This window comes from Evansella sp. AB-P1 (genome assembly GCF_029688925.1).
GTDB lineage: Bacteria > Bacillota > Bacilli > Bacillales > Salisediminibacteriaceae > Evansella.
In genome coordinates this window covers 148,176-167,547 of the sequence record NZ_JARUKY010000002.1, presented here as the reverse complement: position 1 = coordinate 167,547, position 19,372 = coordinate 148,176, and the positions used below count along the sequence as shown (strand labels likewise).

Here is a 19,372-nt window from a genome sequence, read left to right as displayed (position 1 = left end):
TATGTATTTAAATTATTATCTGTATTCTTTAACAACTTCCTTGTTATAAATTAAAGTTTAACAATTTCTAAAACTTGTCATGCTTGGCCCCCTTTTCAGCATATACATCTTTAATGAAAAAATCTATTACTTTTTGAATTTTAAAAAGTGTATTTTTTATGTTCTATGTAGTGATTTTAGTTTTCATACTACCATCTACACCTTAAACAGAAAATAACTTTTTCACATAGAAAGTAGGGTTATTCATGACAAAGCAATCCTTTTTAAAAGGAGCCTTCATCTTAATAGCTGCAGGACTTATAACACGATTATTAGGATTCATAAATAAAATAGTGGTTGCAAGAATTATGGGCGCTGAAGGTGTCGGTTTATACATGATGGCTGTTCCTACTCTCCTTCTAGTTATTACATTAACCCAGATGGGACTCCCAGTAGCTATATCAAAGCTTGTTGCAGAAGCGGATGCAGACCAAGATCGTGCAAGAATAAAGCGTATCCTAGTAGTATCTTTATCTGTCACAGGAGTTTTAAGTATTCTTTTTACAGTTGTTATGATCTTAGCTGCACCAATCATTTCTAAAACTCTCTTAACAGATTCTCGTGCTTTTTATCCTCTCATTGCAATTTCTCCAATTGTGCCCATTGTTGCATTATCGTCTGTATTAAGAGGTTATTTTCAAGGCTTACAGAACATGAAGCCGACCGCTTACTCACAGGTTATTGAACAAATCGTAAGGATCTTACTCGTTGCAGCATTAACCACTGCTTTTTTACCGCTTGGACTTGAATATGCAGCAGCCGGTGCAATGGTATCTGTCGTAATTGGGGAATTAGCCTCTCTAATTTTTATGATTGCGATGTTTAAACAAAAGAAGAGATTTCGTGTAAGAAAGCAATTCTTTAGCTATGCAAAGGAAGGAAAGAGAACGTTCGAGGATTTAATGTCTATCGCTTTGCCTACTACCGGTAGTCGCTTAATTGGATCAGTCTCTTTCTTTTTTGAACCTATTGTTGTAGCTCAAAGCTTAGCTATCGCTGGTGTAGCTACTACCATTGCTACAGCTCAATACGGAGAACTTTCAGGATACGTGATTCCTATGTTATTATTACCAACTTTTATAACGTATTCCTTATCCGTATCGTTAGTTCCAGCTATTAGCGAAGCAGCTTATCAAAATAATTACAGTCTCATCCATCATCGTCTTGCACAGGCCCTTCGACTAGCCTTAGTGTCAGGTGGAGGTGCTGTTGTTGTCTTATATGTCTATGCAGAGCCTGTAATGGAGCTTGTTTACAATGCACCAACAGTAGCAACATATTTAAAAGTGATGGCACCTTTTAGCATTTTTTTATATTTCCAATCACCTCTTCAAGCGGCATTACAAGCACTAGGATTAGCAAAAGCTGCAATGATTAATAGTTTTATTGGGGCTTTTGTTAAAATAGGAGCTATTTTTGTACTAGCCTCGCGACCAGAACTGGGTATAATGGGGGCAGCATTAGCAATTGTAGTAGGATTCCTTTTAGTCACATTGCTACACTTTGCAACGTTAGTAAAAACCATAAGCTTCACATTACACCTTAGAGATGTGTTAAAAGTTATATTCGCTATTTTCATCACTGGGTACTTTTCAACTTGGTTATTAAATCATTCATTTTTACAGCAAAGTTTAGTAGTAAAAACTAGTTTGTCCGTATTAACAACTGGTTTCATTTACATGTTTCTTATTCTTATTCTAGGCCTTATTAAAAGGGATGAGGTGAATCGCATACCATTTTTACGAAAGCTACTTTAAAAGTAAAAACATGCAAATGGAACTTTCACCTTGAGGGATGAAAATTACTCATCAGGAAGTTCATCCGTTACTTGTGAATCAATTACACCTAAGGGCAGCCCACGTCCTGTGGGCAACGGCGTAATCCTGTCATCCTAGCTGCACGGGCAACACCCCAGACTCCACACTATACATTTTGTATACTGCTATAGTACATGGGCCTGTCTCTGCCTCTACAAGTGTTGCTCTGTAGTTATATGCGTCGAGACAACTCGAAGTTTATTCATGAAGCATATGCTCGTCGCTGGAGTCGCTACCTTCCACTGCTGAATCGTTTCTATTTTCAGGGTAGACCGCCCATGCAAGTGGAGATTTGCACCATGGGGGATGAAAATATTCATCTAGAAGTTCATCCGTTCTATGCGGAAGCTTTCCGCGGGCAATGCCTCAGCCTCCACACTTCGCACTAACGTGCCGAATTGTCGGGTCTTCACCTATTGCTTTTCCGCTGGAGTCACCGCATTCACTCCTGAACCATTCTTATTTTCAGGGTAGACCTCTCATGCAAGTGGAAATTACACCCATGCAGGATGAAAATGTTCTTTCACTAAAATCACTTCTATGGTTTCTCTACTTTGCGGTCGCCAATGTGCCTGCAAATGGAAAAAAGAGGTTTGCAGTCGTATAGAAGGTAGCCAATGAGCCTGCAAATGGGAAAAAGAGGTTTGCAGACCGATAGAAGCGAGCCAATACGCCTGCAAATGGAAAAAAGAGATTTGCAGGCCGATAGAAGCGAGCCAATACGCCTGCAAATGGAAAAAAGAGGTTTGCAGGCGTATAGAGGGATGCCAATGAGCCTGCAAATGGGAAAAAGAGATTTGCAGGCCGATAGAAGCGAGCCAATGTGCCTGCAAATGGAAAAAAGAGGTTTGCAGGCCGATAGAAGCGAGCCAATGTGCCTGCAAATGGAAAAAAGAGGTTTGCAGGCGTATAGAGGGATGCCAATGAGCCTGCAAATGGGAAAAAGAGATTTGCAGGCCGATAGAAGCGAGCCAATGTGCCTGCAAATCAACAATGCGCAGGATCTCGATGGTTCAGCCTTCTTCTTCACTATCACCTATCATGAATTTTTAGAATTGCCAGTTGTAGTGCCACTTTATTATCTACCTATGTATAGTGTTGTTCTGTAGCTTCCTCCGTCGAGACAACGGGTAGTGGATTTGAAGTTTCGTCGATTGAATCGATTCCTCTCACTCCAGAATCATTTGTATTTCCAGGGTAGACCCCCATGCAAGAAATACTTGCACCATAAGGTATGAAAATAATCATTTTTGTCGATACTTCATTATGCTTTTATACCGCGTATTTTCAGGGTAGACCGCCGATGCAAGTGAAGCCTTGCACCATGGAGGATGAAAATTATACATAAAGATGGTTCATCCGTTTCTTGGACGCTTTCCGTGGGGAACGGCCTCAACTACCTAGCACTTACACAGTAAGTGCCAGGGGATTTTCGGACTCGTGCTGTTCCCACTGGAGTCGCCGAAATCCACTCCTGAACGGTTCTATTTTCAGGGTAGACTTTTTCGGGTTGCAGGTTTCCTCAGTACTATTTGCACAAAAAAGCACCTCTGCATTTTCATATTCAAAATGCAGAGGTGCTTTTGCTGTGAAGTCATCATGTATCAATTAAGTCTACAAAAAATTGTTCATCTTTATTTAGTGAACAATACGATATTTTTTTTACATCTCTGAAGCCAAGTTTTCGCAATTCCTGCCGTAACCACAGTTCCGTTTTCTCAATCTGCTGTAAATGATCTTTTTGTATCTTTCCATCTAGAATTAATGGTAACGGTAGATAGTGAGAGTATGATTTTGCATTTGGGCCTTCTTCTTTTTTTATTATGGACAAATCTCCGGAAGGTTCAAGTATTGCAAACTCAACATCTGCTAAGTATTTAATGTTTTTCTGTCTAAGCTGGAGCATTAGATCGTCAAAGTTGTAGCGCTGCTTCCTCATTTCTTTTTCGTCAATTTTTCCTTTTCGAATTAAAACAGATGGCGAACCATCGATAAATTTACGTAGCTTCTGACTTTTTAACGATACAAACGCAAGAGTTATTTGTATGATCATCAATATAAGCATTGGAACAATTTGCTTTGCCATTGGTACACTTTCATTTTCTATCGAAATTACTGCAAGCTCTGCAAGCATGATGGATATTACAAAGTCTACAACAGAAAGCTCTCCAATTTCTCGCTTTCCCATTAATCGAAACACAAGGAGGATCACAATGTAGATGACAATTGTTCTTGTAATGATTGTTCCGAATTCCACTGGTGAACGCCCCTTCTCATCCTCATTCCACTTTATTTTTTACAAGAGGACTGAAATACATGAATGAGAAGGATTGGAAATTTCCATGATCCTCTTATTGAAAAAAAATTAAGTATCTAAAATATAAGTATATACTTGATAATACAAACGAAACAATAGCTGTTGGTGCTCCAATTTTCAGAAAATCCATGTAGGTGAAAGGTTGTTTTGCCTTCATAGCTAACCCAGCAACAATGACATTAGAGCTTGCACCAATTAATGTTGCATTACCACCTAAGCAAGCACCTAAAGCTAATGCCCACCATAATGGATCTAAATTAGTCATTCCATAATCCTGAAATTCTAATATAACAGGAATCATGGCAGCTACGAATGGAATATTATCTACGAAACCTGATAATATACCTGATGCCCAAAGAATTAGCATCGCTGTTTTAGGTAAGTCTCCTTCTGTATAATATATAATTGACTTAGCAATTTCATCAATAATCCCTACTTCTTTTAACCCTCCAACAAGCATAAACAATCCTACAAAGAAGAAAAGTGTCACCCATTCAACAGATTGAAAAACCTCTTCAGTCCTCTTATCATCATGGGTAAGTAACATAAGCAACAACGCACCTGCCATGGCTACACTTGTTAATTCAACGTTTAAAAGAGGTTGAACGATAAAACCGACAGTAGTCAATACTAAAACCGTAACAGATTTAAAAAGGAGAGAACGATGCTGTAAGTATTCTTTTGGTCGAATACTCATTAACTTTTTTTGATTGTCGATTGATACCTCAAGCTGATTCCGATATAAAAAACAAACACCAACCATAATGACAATATAAATGACAATAACAATTGGTCCTAAATGAACTAAAAAATCATTAAATGTTAGATGCTCAACTGCTTGGCCTATCATTAGGTTTGGAGGGTCGCCAATAAGCGTTGCCGTTCCTCCTATATTGGAAGCTAAAATGGCGGATAGCAAATATGGAATAGCTGATATTTTCAGCATATTTGTTAGAGTAAGAACGATAGGAACAATCAATAATACAGTAGTTACATTATTTAAAAACGCAGAACCTACTGCTGTTAGTGTAGAAATCATGATTAATAGTGGTATAGGACGACCATTTATCAATTTAGCCATATACACAGCCAAAAATTCAAAAAAACCACTTTGACTTGTAATCGATACAAGGATCATCATTGATAGCAATAAAACAATAGTATGCCAATCTATATGCTGTAGAAATGCAGAATTCAAATCTAATACACCTGCAAATAGCATAAATACGCCACCAACACAGGCGATGAGTGCTCGATTCATTTTTTCAGATATAATAAAAATATAACTAATAATAAAGATAACCAGTGCTACAATCCAATCCATTAACCTGTCCCTCCCCATTCGTTCCATACATTGTATGAAAAGATTGGGACAAACATGATTCAAATTCTATGTATGTCATCTTTTTAAAAAAGCTCGTCTAAATTTTTATCTTATGAATATGTATAAAATAAGATTTTTATTGGGAGGGATATGAAGAATGCATCAACGGATTTTTAGTAGTGCACTTTACGGAATACTTACGATACTTGTACTCGTCATTTTAGCAAGTTTAACTAGTTCAGCAATCTTAAAGTTTACTTCCATTCAAGAAGGGAGTCTAACCTGGATTTTATTAATTTTCTCCTTTTTAGCGGTTTTTTGTGGAGGATTTATTTCAGGAGGGAGATCTGGACAAAAGGGGTGGTTAGCTGGGGCTACTACTGCAATCCTTTATTCTTTCGTAATTTTTTTAGTCCAGTACTTAGGCTATAATCAAGGGTTTGATGGGGAACAACTTCTTGTACACAGTGGTTATGTATTAATTGCTATCTTAGGTGGAATGCTTGGAGTTAATGTTCGAGGAGAATCATTTTAGTAAAAAACGATTTCCTGTAAAAGGAAATCGTTTTTTTATTAACATTAATAGTTAATATATATTAATCTTGATTTACAACATCTCGAATTGCTTGACGATCAAATGTTAACTTATGTCCATTATTAACATCGATAACAACTCTATCTTCGTCAATCGCATCTAGTGTGCCGTGTATACCACCAATAGTAATAACACGATCACCCTTTTGAAGCGCTGCATGCATTTCACGAATTCTCTTTTGACGCTTTTGTTGTGGTCGAATCAAAAGAAAATAAAAAATTGCAAACATTAATAATAACGGTAATAATGCTTGTGCAAATTCCATTAAAATTCACCCCTTTCAGTAATAAACACCTCAACCTTTGATAAAATTAAAATTTCATCTCTTTATACAAAAGCTAAATTATTCATCAAATTCCCTCTTAACAAGGATTGTCTCTCCCGTTCTATTTTAGACAATAATCTATGTTAAAAGCAATAAAAATCACATTGCAAATTTTTATTTTTTATTTAAAAGTTTTTCGCATTCGGTTTATTAAAGCCATATGCTTCAAAAAACTCTTCTCGATAATCTAAAAGCCGGTCCTCTCTAATAGCGTCCCGGACATTCTCCATTAATTTAAGAAGGAAGTATAAGTTATGGTACGTTGTAAGACGTAGCCCAAACGTTTCATCACATTTAACTAAGTGCCTTATATATGCTCTACTATAATTTTTACATACATGACAATCACAGTTTTCATCTAATGGTCTAAAATCTCTAGCAAACTTTGCATTCCTTACAACTAAACGCCCTTCACTAGTCATTAATGTCCCATTACGAGCAATTCTTGTTGGTAATACACAGTCAAACATATCAATACCTCTAATCGATCCATCGATTAATGAATCAGGTGATCCAACCCCCATTAAATACCTCGGTTTATCATCAGGGAGTAATGGCGTTGTAAACTCTAATACACTATTCATAACATCCTTCGGCTCTCCTACAGATAAGCCTCCTATTGCATAGCCAGGAAAATCTAATGAAACAAGATCTTGTGCACTTTGACGTCTGAGTTCCTCATATTCCCCCCCTTGTACGATTCCAAATAATCCTTGATCATTTGGGCGTCCATGAGCTTTTAAACATCTTTCTGCCCAACGGCTTGTCCTCTCCACTGAGGCTTTCATATATTCATGTTCAGCAGGGTAAGGTGGACATTCGTCAAAGGCCATCATGATATCTGGCCCTAGATCATTTTGGATTTCCATAGCTTTTTCAGGTGATAGAAATAATCGTTCACCACTTAAGTGATTTCGAAACTCTACTCCTTCTTCTTTAATCTTTCTCATATCACTTAAACTAAAAACTTGAAATCCACCAGAGTCTGTTAAAATAGGGCGATCCCAATTCATAAATGTATGAAGTCCACCTGCTTCTTTAATAATGTCATGTCCTGGTCGCAACCATAAGTGATACGTATTGCTTAAAATAATTTTTGCTCCCATGTCCTTTAAATCTTCAGGACTCATTGTTTTTACGGTAGCTAACGTTCCTACTGGCATAAACATTGGTGTTTCAAAAGACCCATGTGGAGTATGAACGATACCAAGTCTTGCTCCAGATTGCTTACATGTTTTAATATGTTCATAAGTTATTGCTGCTGACACTCTATTCACTTCCTTCTTTTTTTCAAATACATAGCATTACATTAAATTAATAGCATTGCATCTCCAAAGCTGAAAAAGCGATATTCCTCCTCTACAGCCTGGTTATATGCTTTTAAAATATTTTCTTTTCCTGCAAAAGCACTTACGAGCATCACCAATGTGGATTTTGGCAAATGAAAATTTGTTAATAAACCGTCGACTCCTTTAAATGAATAACCAGGATAAATAAATATGTCCGTCCAGCCAGATGTTTTTGTAAACTTTCCATTTGTTTGGGACGCAATTGTTTCTAACGTACGGCAGGATGTGGTACCTACAGCTACAATTTTTTTCCCAGTCTCTTTCGCTTCATTTAATATATTGGCAGTCGTTTCTGACATTTCATAAAATTCAGCATGCATTTTATGATCCTCTATGGTATCTACAGAAACAGGTCGAAATGTGCCAAGTCCAACATGAAGGGTAATATAGACAATTTTCACACCAGATGATTCCATTTTCCTCAAAAAGTCTTTAGTAAAATGTAAACCTGCCGTTGGTGCTGCTGCAGAACCACTGTGCTTAGCAAATACTGTTTGATAACGATCTTTTTCTTCTAATTGCTCTTGAATATACGGAGGTAGTGGCATATGCCCGAGATTATCTAAAATCTCATTAAAAATTCCTTTGTAATCAAATTGAATACGCCTTCTTCCTTCTGGAAGCTCCTCAACGCATGTTCCTTTTAGTAACCCATCTCCAAATTGAACAACAGTTCCAACCTTGACTCTTTTAGCTGGTTTAACTAATGCTTCCCATGTATCTTCTCCTTCTTCGTTCAACAGTAGTAGTTCAATTTTAGCACCCGTATCTTCCTTTACTCCAAGTAAACGGGCTGGAAGGACCTTCGTATTATTTAATACAAGAACATCGCCAGGAGACAAATAATGAATTAAATCTGGAAACTGTTGATGATCAATCTCTCCAGATTCTTTGTTTAACACTAATAGCCTCGATGCTGTTCGATCTTTTAAAGGAGTTTGTGCGATAAGTCGTTCTGGTAAGTCATAATCAAATTCTTTTACGTCCATTGTATTTATCAATTCCTCACATTTAATAGTTATTTAAGTATGCATATCTTATCCTTAGTATTTAAAATTAATAACAAGCTAGTAAAGCTTTTTATTATCGAAATCGACTAAAAATAAATAACAAAAACGACAGTATAATACTAATAATGATGGATGTTACGATCGGGAAATAAAACGTTGTGTTCCCTCGTTTTATTAAAATATCACCTGGTAATTTCCCAAGAGAAAAAAATCTTCCACCCACCTGCCATAGTAAACCAACAACAATCATGATAACTCCTAAAGTTATTAGTATTTTCGGAATTTGATTCACTGCTCTGGCACCTCCAAATGAAAATGCTCGTAAGCTTGTATCGTTACTATTCTACCTCTTGGGGTACGTTGTAAGAAACCAATCTGTAATAAATATGGTTCATAAACATCCTCAATTGTATGAGACTCTTCTCCTATCGTTGCTGCAATCGTATCCAATCCAACAGGACCACCACGAAATTTTTCAATAATATTTAATATTAATTTTTGGTCTATTTCATCAAGCCCTAACTCATCCACCTGTAATAGTTCTAACGCTGTTTTTGTTATAGAAAGGTCTATATCACCTGTACCTCTTACTTGTGCAAAATCTCTTACCCGTCTTAATAATCGGTTAGCAATTCGAGGTGTTCCCCTAGACCTTCGTGCAATTTCCACCGCTGCCTCAAAGACAATTGATACTTCCATAATTTCAGCTGTACGTTCCACTATTTCCGTTAACTCTTCATGTGTATAGTACTCTAGTCGGCTTACTACTCCAAATCGATCTCTTAGTGGTGCAGAAAGCATTCCTGCTCGCGTAGTTGCTCCGACTAATGTAAAAGGAGGGAGATCAAGACGAACAGACCGTGCTGTTGGTCCGCTTCCAATAACAATATCTAAGCAAAAATCCTCCATTGCTGGATATAACACTTCTTCTACTGCACGATTTAATCGATGAATTTCATCAATAAATAATACATCTCCTGGTTCTAATGCAGTCAAAATTGCCGCTAGATCACCAGGACGTTCAATAGCAGGACCTGACGTGGTTCGAAGATTCACACCCATTTCATTAGCAATAATCATGGATAATGTTGTTTTTCCTAATCCAGGAGGTCCATATAAAAGAACATGGTCTAATGTTTCTTCCCTCATTTTTGCTGCTTCAATAAAAACAGTTAAATTTTCTTTTACTTTTTTTTGACCAATGTACTGGGTTAAATTTTGTGGTCGTAAGCTCCGTTCTTCCCAATCCTCTTGTTCGTGCGACTCACCGCTGACAATTCGTTCCTCCATATTATCTTCCTCCATTATCATCCAGTTCACACATTATCTTTGTAACATTAATTGAAGTGCATTTTTTATATATTGATCCGTTGTGTTATCTTCTTTTTGTAGGGCTGGTAATACTTTATTTATTTCTCGTTCCACATATCCTAAAGCCTTTAATGCCTCGATAGCTTCATTTAATTCTCTATTTACACCTGTATCGTAAGTATTATCACCTTCTACTGTGATTTTTCCATCATGGTCTTCTTGTGCTGGAATCAATTCAATAAGCTTCCCCTTTAAATCAAGAATAATCTGTCTAGCTGTCTTTTTCCCAACACCGGGGAATTTAACAAGGAATCGTTCATTTTCTTCCTCAATCGCTTGAACAACATGTCTTGTTTCTCCAGATGCCAAAATAGCTAATGCACCTTTAGGACCTATTCCGGATACTTGTAATAATTTTTCAAAAAGACGTCTCTCTTCTCGATGTAAAAAACCATAAAGTCGGATAGCATCCTCTCTAACATGCTGATATGTATATACCGTAACCTTCTCATGAAGCCATTCTTGGTAACGATATGGATTTGCACAGAATACTAAATACCCTACATCATGAACATCAATCGTAATGGAATCATCTTCTATATTAACAACATTCCCAGTTAAAGATTCAATCATTTTATATCTCCTCTACTTTAAAACTAATATAGTTCTCATTTTTATATAATCTACCCTGAAAATAAGTGTTATCGAACTTAGCAGTATTAACAAATAAAGGTTATGTTAATCATTCGTTCCACACCACTTCGCTTTCACCACAAGGGTATAAGTGCGACATCTGCTCTGCTTCACTCCGTTCGCAGTCACAGTGACTTCTTCACCGTGGGCAACGCCTCAGCCTCCACACTTCGCACTTATGTGCCGAAGTGTCGGGTCTTCACCTGTTGCTTTTCCCACTGGAGTCTCGTGGGATTCCACTCACTCCAATTGGATTAAAGTTATATTTATCCTCCATGGTGCAAGTGTTTTCCTGCATGGGCGGTCTCCCCTGAAAATAACTATCTAGAATTATGAGAACACACATTTCTATTTTATCACATTGAACCTTATTTTTAATTTCCCTTTTATTTTCTCATTAAAAAAGGAGCTACCTTTAAGAGGTAGCCTCCTTCATAATTATAATTCATTTATTGCATACTTTTCACACATTTTCAACACTTGTAAGTATTGATCTTTTGTAGCTACCGGTATTCCTTCCATTAATTCTTGATGAAGATGGCTTTTTAATCTACTTGTATTTACTTGAAAAAATGATTGAATCACATCATTTTCATTAGGGTTTCCATTGTAAATATTTAATGTTCCATCCTCAGATAAGCCGAAATAGCCATTCATTTTTAATAAAGGAGAAATATCATTAAAATCTTGTTTAAATATTATTCTCTCTTCATTTTGATCTACTAATTGCCATTCCTCGTAAAAAGCCCAAAAATCTTCCATTGACCAAATGGTTTCTTGAACGGATTCTTCACTAATTTCTCCGTCTAAATAATGTCGTTGTAAAATAACCTCAACAGTTTGCGCATTTAGCTTTTCAATCTGTTCATCTTTATTAAAATTTTCAGCAAATGTAGCATTTACCCCAAAAAAGGAGATAAATAAGATGCAACTAAAAAGAAAGATAGTTATCCTACTTAAATACTCTGTACGGTCATTTTGTAGATTCGTACATGAGAGACACATAACCTGACGCCTCCTTGCTAATACATTCCAATAAGGTTATTACTATGATTTCCAATCATTAATAAAATTATCCATTGTTTATAAATAATCTTTCTAAACAATCGATTTTTTCATTTGCTACACTCCCCCATAATCTATAACAACACAAAAAACCGTCCCATATAGAGTGCATTACGCAGTCTAATATGGGACGGTTTATCAAAAGTTAATTAAATGATTAATTTACATCAATTACACCAACCCCAGCATATTGCTGAACTAGATCTTTTACATTTAATACATGATTTAGTGTATAGTCATAATGATCATCTGGAGAAAACGTTAAGCCCTCTGTTCTTGATTCCTCAAGATCATTATCCACATTCACATGGATACTTCCTTCATCTAAAAAGTAGCCAGGCTGTGATGAGGAGTCATACCAACGCATCCCTCTGTTTGCATCCTCAGTGTAGTTATTTTGAGAAACAATTTGTGCTTCTACTCCAACACCCATTGTATATCCACCAATGTTTTGGAAGTAGTTATTAAACACATGAACTTGTCCATAACGTACACGTGGATGACGCTGTTCAGAGTCATAGAACCAATTATTATGATAGGTTACTTTTAAGAAACCACGATCATCTGTATGTCCATTATCATGTCCAATTAAAGCCGTCTTGTCATGATTATGGAATACGTTCCATGAAACCGTGATATATGAAGCTTCCCGTTTTATGTCTAACAATCCATCATAGCTATTGAAGAATTCATTATGGTCTACCCAAACATGTGTTGACCCTTCCTCAATATTTATATTATCATCCTTAGCTTCTGAGAACGTAATATTACGGATAATAATATTGTGAGCTCGACTGATATTAAATCCACCATATTTAATATGGGCATCATTAATACCTACAATTGTCTTATTGGAAGCAACATTATACATACGATGTGAAGGCCTATTTCCTTCTGGATTATCTGGAAGTTCAATTGTACCTGACACTTGGATAATTAACGGCTCTTCTCGAGAAATATAATCAGCCAATTCTGCTGCTGTTGTTGCTGTAACAGTTTGTCCACCTTCACCACCAGTAACTCCCGGCCCCACAGAAGCCCATCCTTGTAGACTAAAGTCAGGAGCTTCTTCTTCAGCTTTTGCCAAATAGATATTCCATATTTGATTGTCACTTCCATTATAGGTTTCTTGAATAATATTAGCACCATCATCTGTGGAAGAACCCTCAACAGCAAATGTCTTACCATTATTTTCATTTATGAGACTAAAATCTCCATCTCCTAAATGATCAATACTATAGCGATGAGCTTGACTACTTCCATCTCTTACTTGAACCATGTCAGCACCATCATTTGATGAACGTCCAATAGGTTGTAAGACGCGATCACTATGTCTGTTTAATAGTTGGAATGCACCACTTGTACTTTCAATTCCCCATAATTGAGTTGTGCTGTCATTATACATCCACTGTATAACGCTAGCTTCACTAGCCACACTGCTATTTTCCACTTGCATAACCTTGCCAGTCTCTTTATTCACAAAAATATAATGCTCTCTTGAATCAAAATTCGTATCTGTCATTAGCTCTCCATAGACTGCACCATCCCTTGGAGTTGCACTAACTTGATTCGAATTAGGACTAGCTCCATATGCGTTAACAGCTTTCACAACATAATAATAATCAGTGTCATTTGTTAAGCCCAAATCCACGTACTGTGTACTTATAATATCTGATGTTACTTCGCTATATGGTCCCCCGTCTGTGGTGCTTCTTAACACCGTATAGCTGGTTGCTCCTTCTACTGCATTCCAGCTAATGGTCAGCTGTTCATCTCCTACCATTGTACTTACTCCAGTAGGAGCTGATGGAGGAAACTCTAGTGTTATAGTTGCTTGATTAGATGACACACTTTCTCCATCTTCGTTTACAGCTACAACAACGTAATAATAAGTTAATCCGTTTCTTACATCAGAATCAGCAAAGCTTGTACCAACGATATCCTCTCCAACCACTTGGTATGGTCCTCCATCGACAGTACCTCGCTTAACTGTATAATTATCAGCATTTGATACTGAAGACCAGCTTAAGCTAACCTCTCCGTCACCTGCAGATGCAGATAAATGAGAAGGTGCATTTGGTGGCTGAAGCACTCGTGGCGTTTCACTAACCTCATTAGAATTAGTACTTTCGCCATGCTCGTTTACAGCACTTACTACATAATAATATGTTGTTCCATTGGACAAGTTTGTGTCAATATAACTAGTTGAGGTATGACCAGATGCAACGACTGTATAAGGTCCACCAGGTGTTTCAGAACGTTTAACATTATAGCTGTGTGCATTTTCTACATAATTCCAGCTAATCTCAACCTGTTCATCATCAGGGGTGGTCGTAACACCAGGTGGTGCAATCGGTGGATTACCACTTGTGTCGATTATACCAACACCTGTATATTGTGTGACGAGAGAATAGACATCCTCTACTGGATCAACTGTATAGTCATAAGGTACTGTAAAATCTGTTGTTGACTCTAAATGCTCATGAGGAGTATCTTCATAAATGTTATTCACTAAATTCCAATATCCTGTTTCTGAACTTCCATAGAACCACCCTACAGGTCCTTTTATAAATCCTGTTGTTGGATCTGGTTGCCCAGAGCCTGTTCTTATAAAGTGATTACTTTCGACTAAAACTCTCGCACCCATTCTTGCATTAACCGCTGTATCTTGTACATCTTCCATTACATTATTAAACATGTGTACATCAGCAAATCGTATTAAAGGGATTCGAGAATTTACATCATACCACCAATTGTGATGATATGTTACTTTATCAGGTGCTAAGCCAGCATTATCATTATGACCTAATAAGTTTGTTTTCCAACTATGATGAAAGCGATTCCAAGAAACGGTAATATACTCTGAGTTTCGTTTTATATCCACTAGTCCATCATAGTAATCTTTATCATCATTTTGATCGAGAGGCTCACTATAGAACGTATTGTGGTCAATCCAAATGTTTTTACTATTGTTTGTTACTTCAATACCAGTACCTTCCCCTTGAGATACATGATGTATTTCTAGGTTACGGAAAATAATGTTTTCTGACCTTGATACAGTAAACCCTACTCCATTAAACTCACCTTGTGTTCCAACTCCAAGGATGGATACGTTGTACACATCCACAACATTCATTTTACTTCTTCCAAAATTATCAGCTGTTATTGGTACATCCACATAAATAACTAATCCTTCATCTGGCTTAAATTTATGGTGACGTAAAAGCTGATACATTGCTTCACCTGGATCAGAATAACCACTTTCTGGCCAGTATTCACTTAATACATATTCTTCATAACTGGAAGCTCCATGTGCACCTGTCGTTCCACCATTCATAGACGCATATCCCATCGGTGTATCTGTCCATACAGGAGCATCCTGTGGTGTAGATGATGCTTGATTAGAATATTCACTTACACCATAAGCATTTACAGCTGCTACCACATAGTAATACGTTGTTCCATTAGTTAAACCTGTGTCAACATGACTCGTGCCGGTTATTCCAGTAGCAACTAAGCTATAGGAACCACCGTCTACTGTGCTTCTATATAAATTATAGCTATCAGTATACAGAGCTTCCTCCCAGTTTAATGTTACTGATTGGTCTCCTCTGCTAGCTTCTAAGGCCGATGGGGCAGCAGGTGGGAAGTCTAGAGTTGCAGTAACTTGGCTGGATAGGTTACTTTCTCCATCACTATTTGTAGCAGAAACTACATAATAGTACGTTCCATTTGCTAATCCCGTATCCGTATATTCCGTTCCGGTAATACCTGTTTCTACAACGCTATATGCTCCACCATCAGTTGTACTACGATAAACCGTGTAGCTTTCTGCATAATTAGGCACAGGTGGTGACCAAGATAATGTCACTTGTCCTGCATCTGGAGTTGCAGTTAAATCGCTAGGTGGATTTGGTGGTACTGGCATTCTCGGTACGACAGTTGCTTGATTGGATTGATCACTCTCTCCAATTGCATTTTCAGCAATTACAACATAATAATACATTATGTCATTGCTTACCGTTGTATCAGTATAGTTAGTACTTGTAACCCCTGTTGCAACTTCAGAATACGGACCACCATCAAACGTACTTCGTTTTACTGTATAGCTATTTGCATTTGAAGATTCATTCCATTGAAGCTCTGCTTGTCCATCCCCAGCAATAGCAGTTAAACCTGTTGGAGTTTGTGGAAGTTCATCACTTCCAGGAGCCCAAGCACCTTGAGTTAGCTTCACATCATTTATAAAATGACTATCTGTATTACTATTTGGTCCAAATGTATCAAAGGCATTAATGGAGGAAACAGGTGCGTAAAAATCAGCATCACTTATTTTTAAATCACCATCAATGTATACATCTGCTTTATTATTAGCAATATCCGCTACAATTCTGAAGTCATACCACGTACCGGTGTCGTAACTTAGTAAATGTGTATACGTGTTATTTGAATGACGATAAGCTAAATTTTGATTGTCGGTTTCTAAGAATACTGCTGTATTTACTTCCTCATCAACCTCTAAAAGTCTGACAATTTTTGTAGCACTTGTCATTGATTCTTGCATAAATTTCATATCAAATGTAATGATATCTGATTGAGAGTCAAAAGATTTACTTAATGTTACATTTCCAGATGAACTAGTGTTATTTAAATATACACTCTTATCAGATTCACTTGGTTCTTCAACAATAGTAGCATTACCGCCAGATGTGTCAATCGAATACCCTTCAGGAGATGATCCCGTTGCTTGATCATTAAAGTTGTCTTCAAAAACAACCACTAACGGACTATCTGGGTCTCCTGGTTCTCCAGGATCTGGCTCCGATGCTTCTGGTGTTGCACTCACTTGGGTAGAGTCATCGCTTTCTCCATCTGCGTTCACTGCACTCACTACGTAATAGTACGTTGTTCCATTTGTTAAGCCTGTGTTGGTAAAGCTTGTATCGTTTACAGAACTAACAACACTATAAGGACCTCCATCTGATGTAGCTCTCTTAACTCGGTAGCTATCAGCATTTGAAACCTCGTTCCATTCCAAATGTACAGTACTGTCATCTGCACTTGCTGTTAATCCAGTTGGGGCTACTGGTGGTTCTGGATCAGGCTCTGGGGCTACTGGTGTTGCACTCACTTGGGCAGAATCTTCACTTTCTCCATCTGCATTCACTGCACTCACTACATAATAATACGTTGTCCCATTTGTTAAGCCTGTGTTGGTAAAACTTGTATCGTTTACAGAACTAACAACACTATAAGGACCTCCATCTGATGTAGCTCTCTTAACTCGGTAGCTATCAGCATTTGAAACCTCGTTCCATTCCAAATGTACAGTACTGTCATCCCCACTTGCTGTTAATCCAGTTGGGGCTACTGGTGGTTCTGGATCAGGCTCTGGGGCAACTGGTGTTGCACTCACTTGGGCAGAGTCATCGCTTTCTCCATCTGCGTTCACTGCACTCACTACGTAATAGTACGTTGTTCCATTTGTTAAGCCTGTGTTCGTGAAGCTTGTATCACTGATAGTTGAAACAACTATATATGGTCCACCATCTGAAGTTGATCTCTTTACATGGTAGTTTGTCGCATCCTCTACTGCATCCCAATCTAAATGAACTTTACCATCTTCCGCACTTGCCGATAATCCTGTTGGCACTGCTGGTGGTTCTGGGTCAGGGTCACTATCTTCCAATCCACCCGTAATCTTTATATCATCCATGTATTGATCACGTGTATCACTGTTCGGGGTATAAGAACCAAATGAACTGATACTAGATACTGGTGAGTAAAAATTGGCATTACTTATTTTTAGATCTCCATCAATATAAACATCTGCTGAATTATTTGCTATATCTGCAACAACCTTAAAATCATACCAGGTGTTAGCACTATAACTTTCTAAATGTGTATAAGAATTATTAGAATGACGATACGATAAATTACCGCCAGTTGTTTCTAAGTAAACAGCTATGTTTCCTGAAGGATCATATAGTTTAGCAATTTTATGAGCACTATTTACCACTGGTTGCATAAATTTAAATTCCAGTGTTACGTACTCAGATTGCTCACTAAACGATCTACTTAATCTTACATTGGATGAACTACTTTGATTATTAAAATGTACACTCTTATTTTCTGCATTAGGGACTTCTGCAATTCTCACCGTCCCTCCAGTTTCATCCACTGTATATCCAGTAGGAATAGCTCCTGTAGTTTGATCGTTAAAGTCATCTTCCACAAGTACACCAGATGGTGGTTGCGGTACTGGATCTTCTTGAGAAGAAGTTCCAATAACCTTAACATCATCAATATAATGATCACGTGTATCACTATTTGGAGTATAAGATTTCATGGAATCAATACTATTAACAGGATTATAAAAATCAGCACCACTAATTTTTAAATCACCATCAATGTAAACATCTACTAAATTAGCATTAATATCAGCTACAATTTTAAAATCGTACCATGTGTTTGCACTATAGCTTTCTAAATGAGTATATGAATTATTTGAATGACGAAAAGCTAAATTTCCACCTGTCGTTTCTAAAAACACACCAATTGTTCCTGTTGGATCATACAGCTTCATAATTTTATGAGAACTATTAACAATCGGCTGCATGAATTTAAATTCTACTGTAATAGAGTCTTCTTGTTCATCAAAAGATCTACTTAACTCAACATTCGTTGAACTACTTTCGTTACTCAAGTGAACACTTTTGTTACTTCCACTTGGAACCTCTGCAATTCTAACGGATCCACCAGACTCATCAACAGAATAGCCTACTGGAATAGAGCCTGTTTCCTGATCATTAAAATTATCATCTACAAGGATATGATCGGATGTACCACTTGTTTGTCCTTGACTCATTGGTGCTGTTGGAAATGACGAAAAAACTAGTACGAATATTAAAAATATCCTTAATATTTTCCCTCTACTTTTTTTATTCAATTGACATATACCTCCTATGTTTTTTTACAAAACTACCTACCTTTCTTATCCTCATTTATGGAGGAACTAGATAAAACCTCATTATGTTATCACCTCCTTGAATTAATATGAATAATTAACCATTAAAGCGCTTACATTTTACAAAAAATGATTTAAAGTTTATTAAATTTATCGGAATACTAAGGTTTACATATGCTAAAATTTATAGATATTAAACAATAATTTAATAAGCATAATTAATCGTAATGTAATTTTTTTTAGCATGGTTTTGTTAAAATTAAGTTTCACATAAGAAGTAATAAAGAATTATGGGGTGATTTTCTCTCTGGCGTTTTATGTGGGTTTCCTTTGAAGAATGTAAGAAATAATAATATGTTTGTATTATTAATTTAAAGTACTGTCTAATTATAGTCAACAGCTATTGCCAATATTTATAATAATAGGAATATTGTATTGATAATCCAAAAAGATAAAAAGGTACTTTTTGCCTGCAATTCTCCTAAAATAAGTCAAACCTTATCAACGTTAGATTTAATTCGACACATTCAATTGATACTGCTAATAAATAACAAAATTTG

13 protein-coding genes are annotated in these 19,372 nt (G+C 36.9%); 3 read left to right on the top strand and 10 right to left on the bottom strand.

What is annotated here, in order from left to right:
• Positions 1–245 precede the first annotated feature (245 nt).
• Together spoVB and QA612_RS02980 are read left to right on the top strand one after the other, a co-directional pair.
• Entirely contained in the window at positions 246–1,796 is a 1,551-nt protein-coding gene (gene spoVB, locus QA612_RS02985) for a stage V sporulation protein B (protein WP_278282270.1), read from the top strand.
• A gap of 677 nt (positions 1,797–2,473) precedes the next feature.
• Positions 2,474–2,965 (top strand): hypothetical protein, encoded by a 492-nt coding sequence (locus tag QA612_RS02980; RefSeq protein WP_278282269.1) that lies wholly within the window; start codon positions 2,474–2,476, stop codon positions 2,963–2,965.
• A gap of 488 nt (positions 2,966–3,453) precedes the next feature.
• Here the strand turns inward: QA612_RS02980 and QA612_RS02975 are convergent, their stop codons facing one another.
• Both QA612_RS02975 and QA612_RS02970 read right to left on the bottom strand, forming a co-directional pair.
• A complete protein-coding gene (locus QA612_RS02975; RefSeq protein ID WP_278282268.1) occupies positions 3,454–4,113 on the bottom strand; it encodes a DUF421 domain-containing protein in 660 nt (219 codons plus the stop codon).
• 94 nt (positions 4,114–4,207) lie between these two features.
• A complete protein-coding gene (locus QA612_RS02970; RefSeq protein WP_278282267.1) occupies positions 4,208–5,497 on the bottom strand; it encodes an ArsB/NhaD family transporter in 1,290 nt (429 codons plus the stop codon).
• Between the two features lie 157 nt (positions 5,498–5,654).
• On the opposite strand from QA612_RS02970, the gene QA612_RS02965 reads away from it, so the two are divergent.
• Positions 5,655–6,032 (top strand): TIGR04086 family membrane protein, encoded by a 378-nt coding sequence (locus tag QA612_RS02965; protein WP_278282266.1) that lies wholly within the window; start codon positions 5,655–5,657, stop codon positions 6,030–6,032.
• A gap of 61 nt (positions 6,033–6,093) precedes the next feature.
• Here the strand turns inward: QA612_RS02965 and yajC are convergent, their stop codons facing one another.
• The 8 genes from yajC to QA612_RS02925 all read right to left on the bottom strand — a co-directional run bounded on the left by yajC (position 6,094) and on the right by QA612_RS02925 (position 18,794).
• The gene (yajC, locus tag QA612_RS02960) at positions 6,094–6,357 is read right to left on the bottom strand and encodes a preprotein translocase subunit YajC (RefSeq protein ID WP_278282265.1); all 264 of its coding nucleotides are present in this window, start codon (positions 6,355–6,357) and stop codon (positions 6,094–6,096) included.
• Between the two features lie 185 nt (positions 6,358–6,542).
• A complete protein-coding gene (gene tgt, locus QA612_RS02955) occupies positions 6,543–7,685 on the bottom strand; it encodes a tRNA guanosine(34) transglycosylase Tgt (RefSeq protein ID WP_278282264.1) in 1,143 nt (380 codons plus the stop codon).
• A 41-nt stretch (positions 7,686–7,726) separates the two neighbouring features.
• Positions 7,727–8,755: a tRNA preQ1(34) S-adenosylmethionine ribosyltransferase-isomerase QueA gene (gene queA, locus QA612_RS02950; protein WP_278282263.1), complete on the bottom strand. Its 1,029-nt coding sequence runs from the start codon at positions 8,753–8,755 to the stop codon at positions 7,727–7,729.
• A 94-nt stretch (positions 8,756–8,849) separates the two neighbouring features.
• On the bottom strand, positions 8,850–9,068 hold the full coding sequence (locus tag QA612_RS02945; protein ID WP_278282262.1) for a DUF2905 domain-containing protein: 219 nt from the start codon (positions 9,066–9,068) through the stop codon (positions 8,850–8,852).
• Positions 9,065–10,066, bottom strand: a complete 1,002-nt coding sequence (gene ruvB, locus QA612_RS02940; protein ID WP_278282261.1) for a Holliday junction branch migration DNA helicase RuvB — start codon at positions 10,064–10,066, stop codon at positions 9,065–9,067. The genes QA612_RS02945 and ruvB overlap by 4 nt, the downstream gene beginning before the upstream one ends.
• Positions 10,067–10,099: 33 nt before the next feature.
• The gene (ruvA, locus tag QA612_RS02935; RefSeq protein ID WP_278282260.1) at positions 10,100–10,720 is read right to left on the bottom strand and encodes a Holliday junction branch migration protein RuvA; all 621 of its coding nucleotides are present in this window, start codon (positions 10,718–10,720) and stop codon (positions 10,100–10,102) included.
• 498 nt (positions 10,721–11,218) lie between these two features.
• Entirely contained in the window at positions 11,219–11,785 is a 567-nt protein-coding gene (locus QA612_RS02930; protein WP_278282259.1) for an intercompartmental signaling factor BofC, read from the bottom strand.
• Positions 11,786–12,002: 217 nt separating this feature from the next.
• The gene (locus QA612_RS02925; RefSeq protein ID WP_278282258.1) at positions 12,003–18,794 is read right to left on the bottom strand and encodes a pectate lyase family protein; all 6,792 of its coding nucleotides are present in this window, start codon (positions 18,792–18,794) and stop codon (positions 12,003–12,005) included.
• Positions 18,795–19,372: the final 578 nt, after the last annotated feature.

What these genes read in the sequence shown, in the direction of transcription:
- spoVB (WP_278282270.1), top strand. Translation starts at nt 246, where the DNA reads ATGACAAAGCAATCCTTTTTAAAAGGAGCCTTCATCTTAATAGCTGCA.
- QA612_RS02980 (WP_278282269.1), top strand. Translation starts at nt 2,474, where the DNA reads ATGAGCCTGCAAATGGGAAAAAGAGGTTTGCAGACCGATAGAAGCGAG.
- QA612_RS02970 (WP_278282267.1), bottom strand. Translation starts at nt 5,497, where the DNA reads ATGGATTGGATTGTAGCACTGGTTATCTTTATTATTAGTTATATTTTT.
- QA612_RS02965 (WP_278282266.1), top strand. Translation starts at nt 5,655, where the DNA reads ATGCATCAACGGATTTTTAGTAGTGCACTTTACGGAATACTTACGATA.
- yajC (WP_278282265.1), bottom strand. Translation starts at nt 6,357, where the DNA reads ATGGAATTTGCACAAGCATTATTACCGTTATTATTAATGTTTGCAATT.
- queA (WP_278282263.1), bottom strand. Translation starts at nt 8,755, where the DNA reads ATGGACGTAAAAGAATTTGATTATGACTTACCAGAACGACTTATCGCA.
- ruvB (WP_278282261.1), bottom strand. Translation starts at nt 10,066, where the DNA reads ATGGAGGAACGAATTGTCAGCGGTGAGTCGCACGAACAAGAGGATTGG.
- ruvA (WP_278282260.1), bottom strand. Translation starts at nt 10,720, where the DNA reads ATGATTGAATCTTTAACTGGGAATGTTGTTAATATAGAAGATGATTCC.
- QA612_RS02930 (WP_278282259.1), bottom strand. Translation starts at nt 11,785, where the DNA reads ATGTGTCTCTCATGTACGAATCTACAAAATGACCGTACAGAGTATTTA.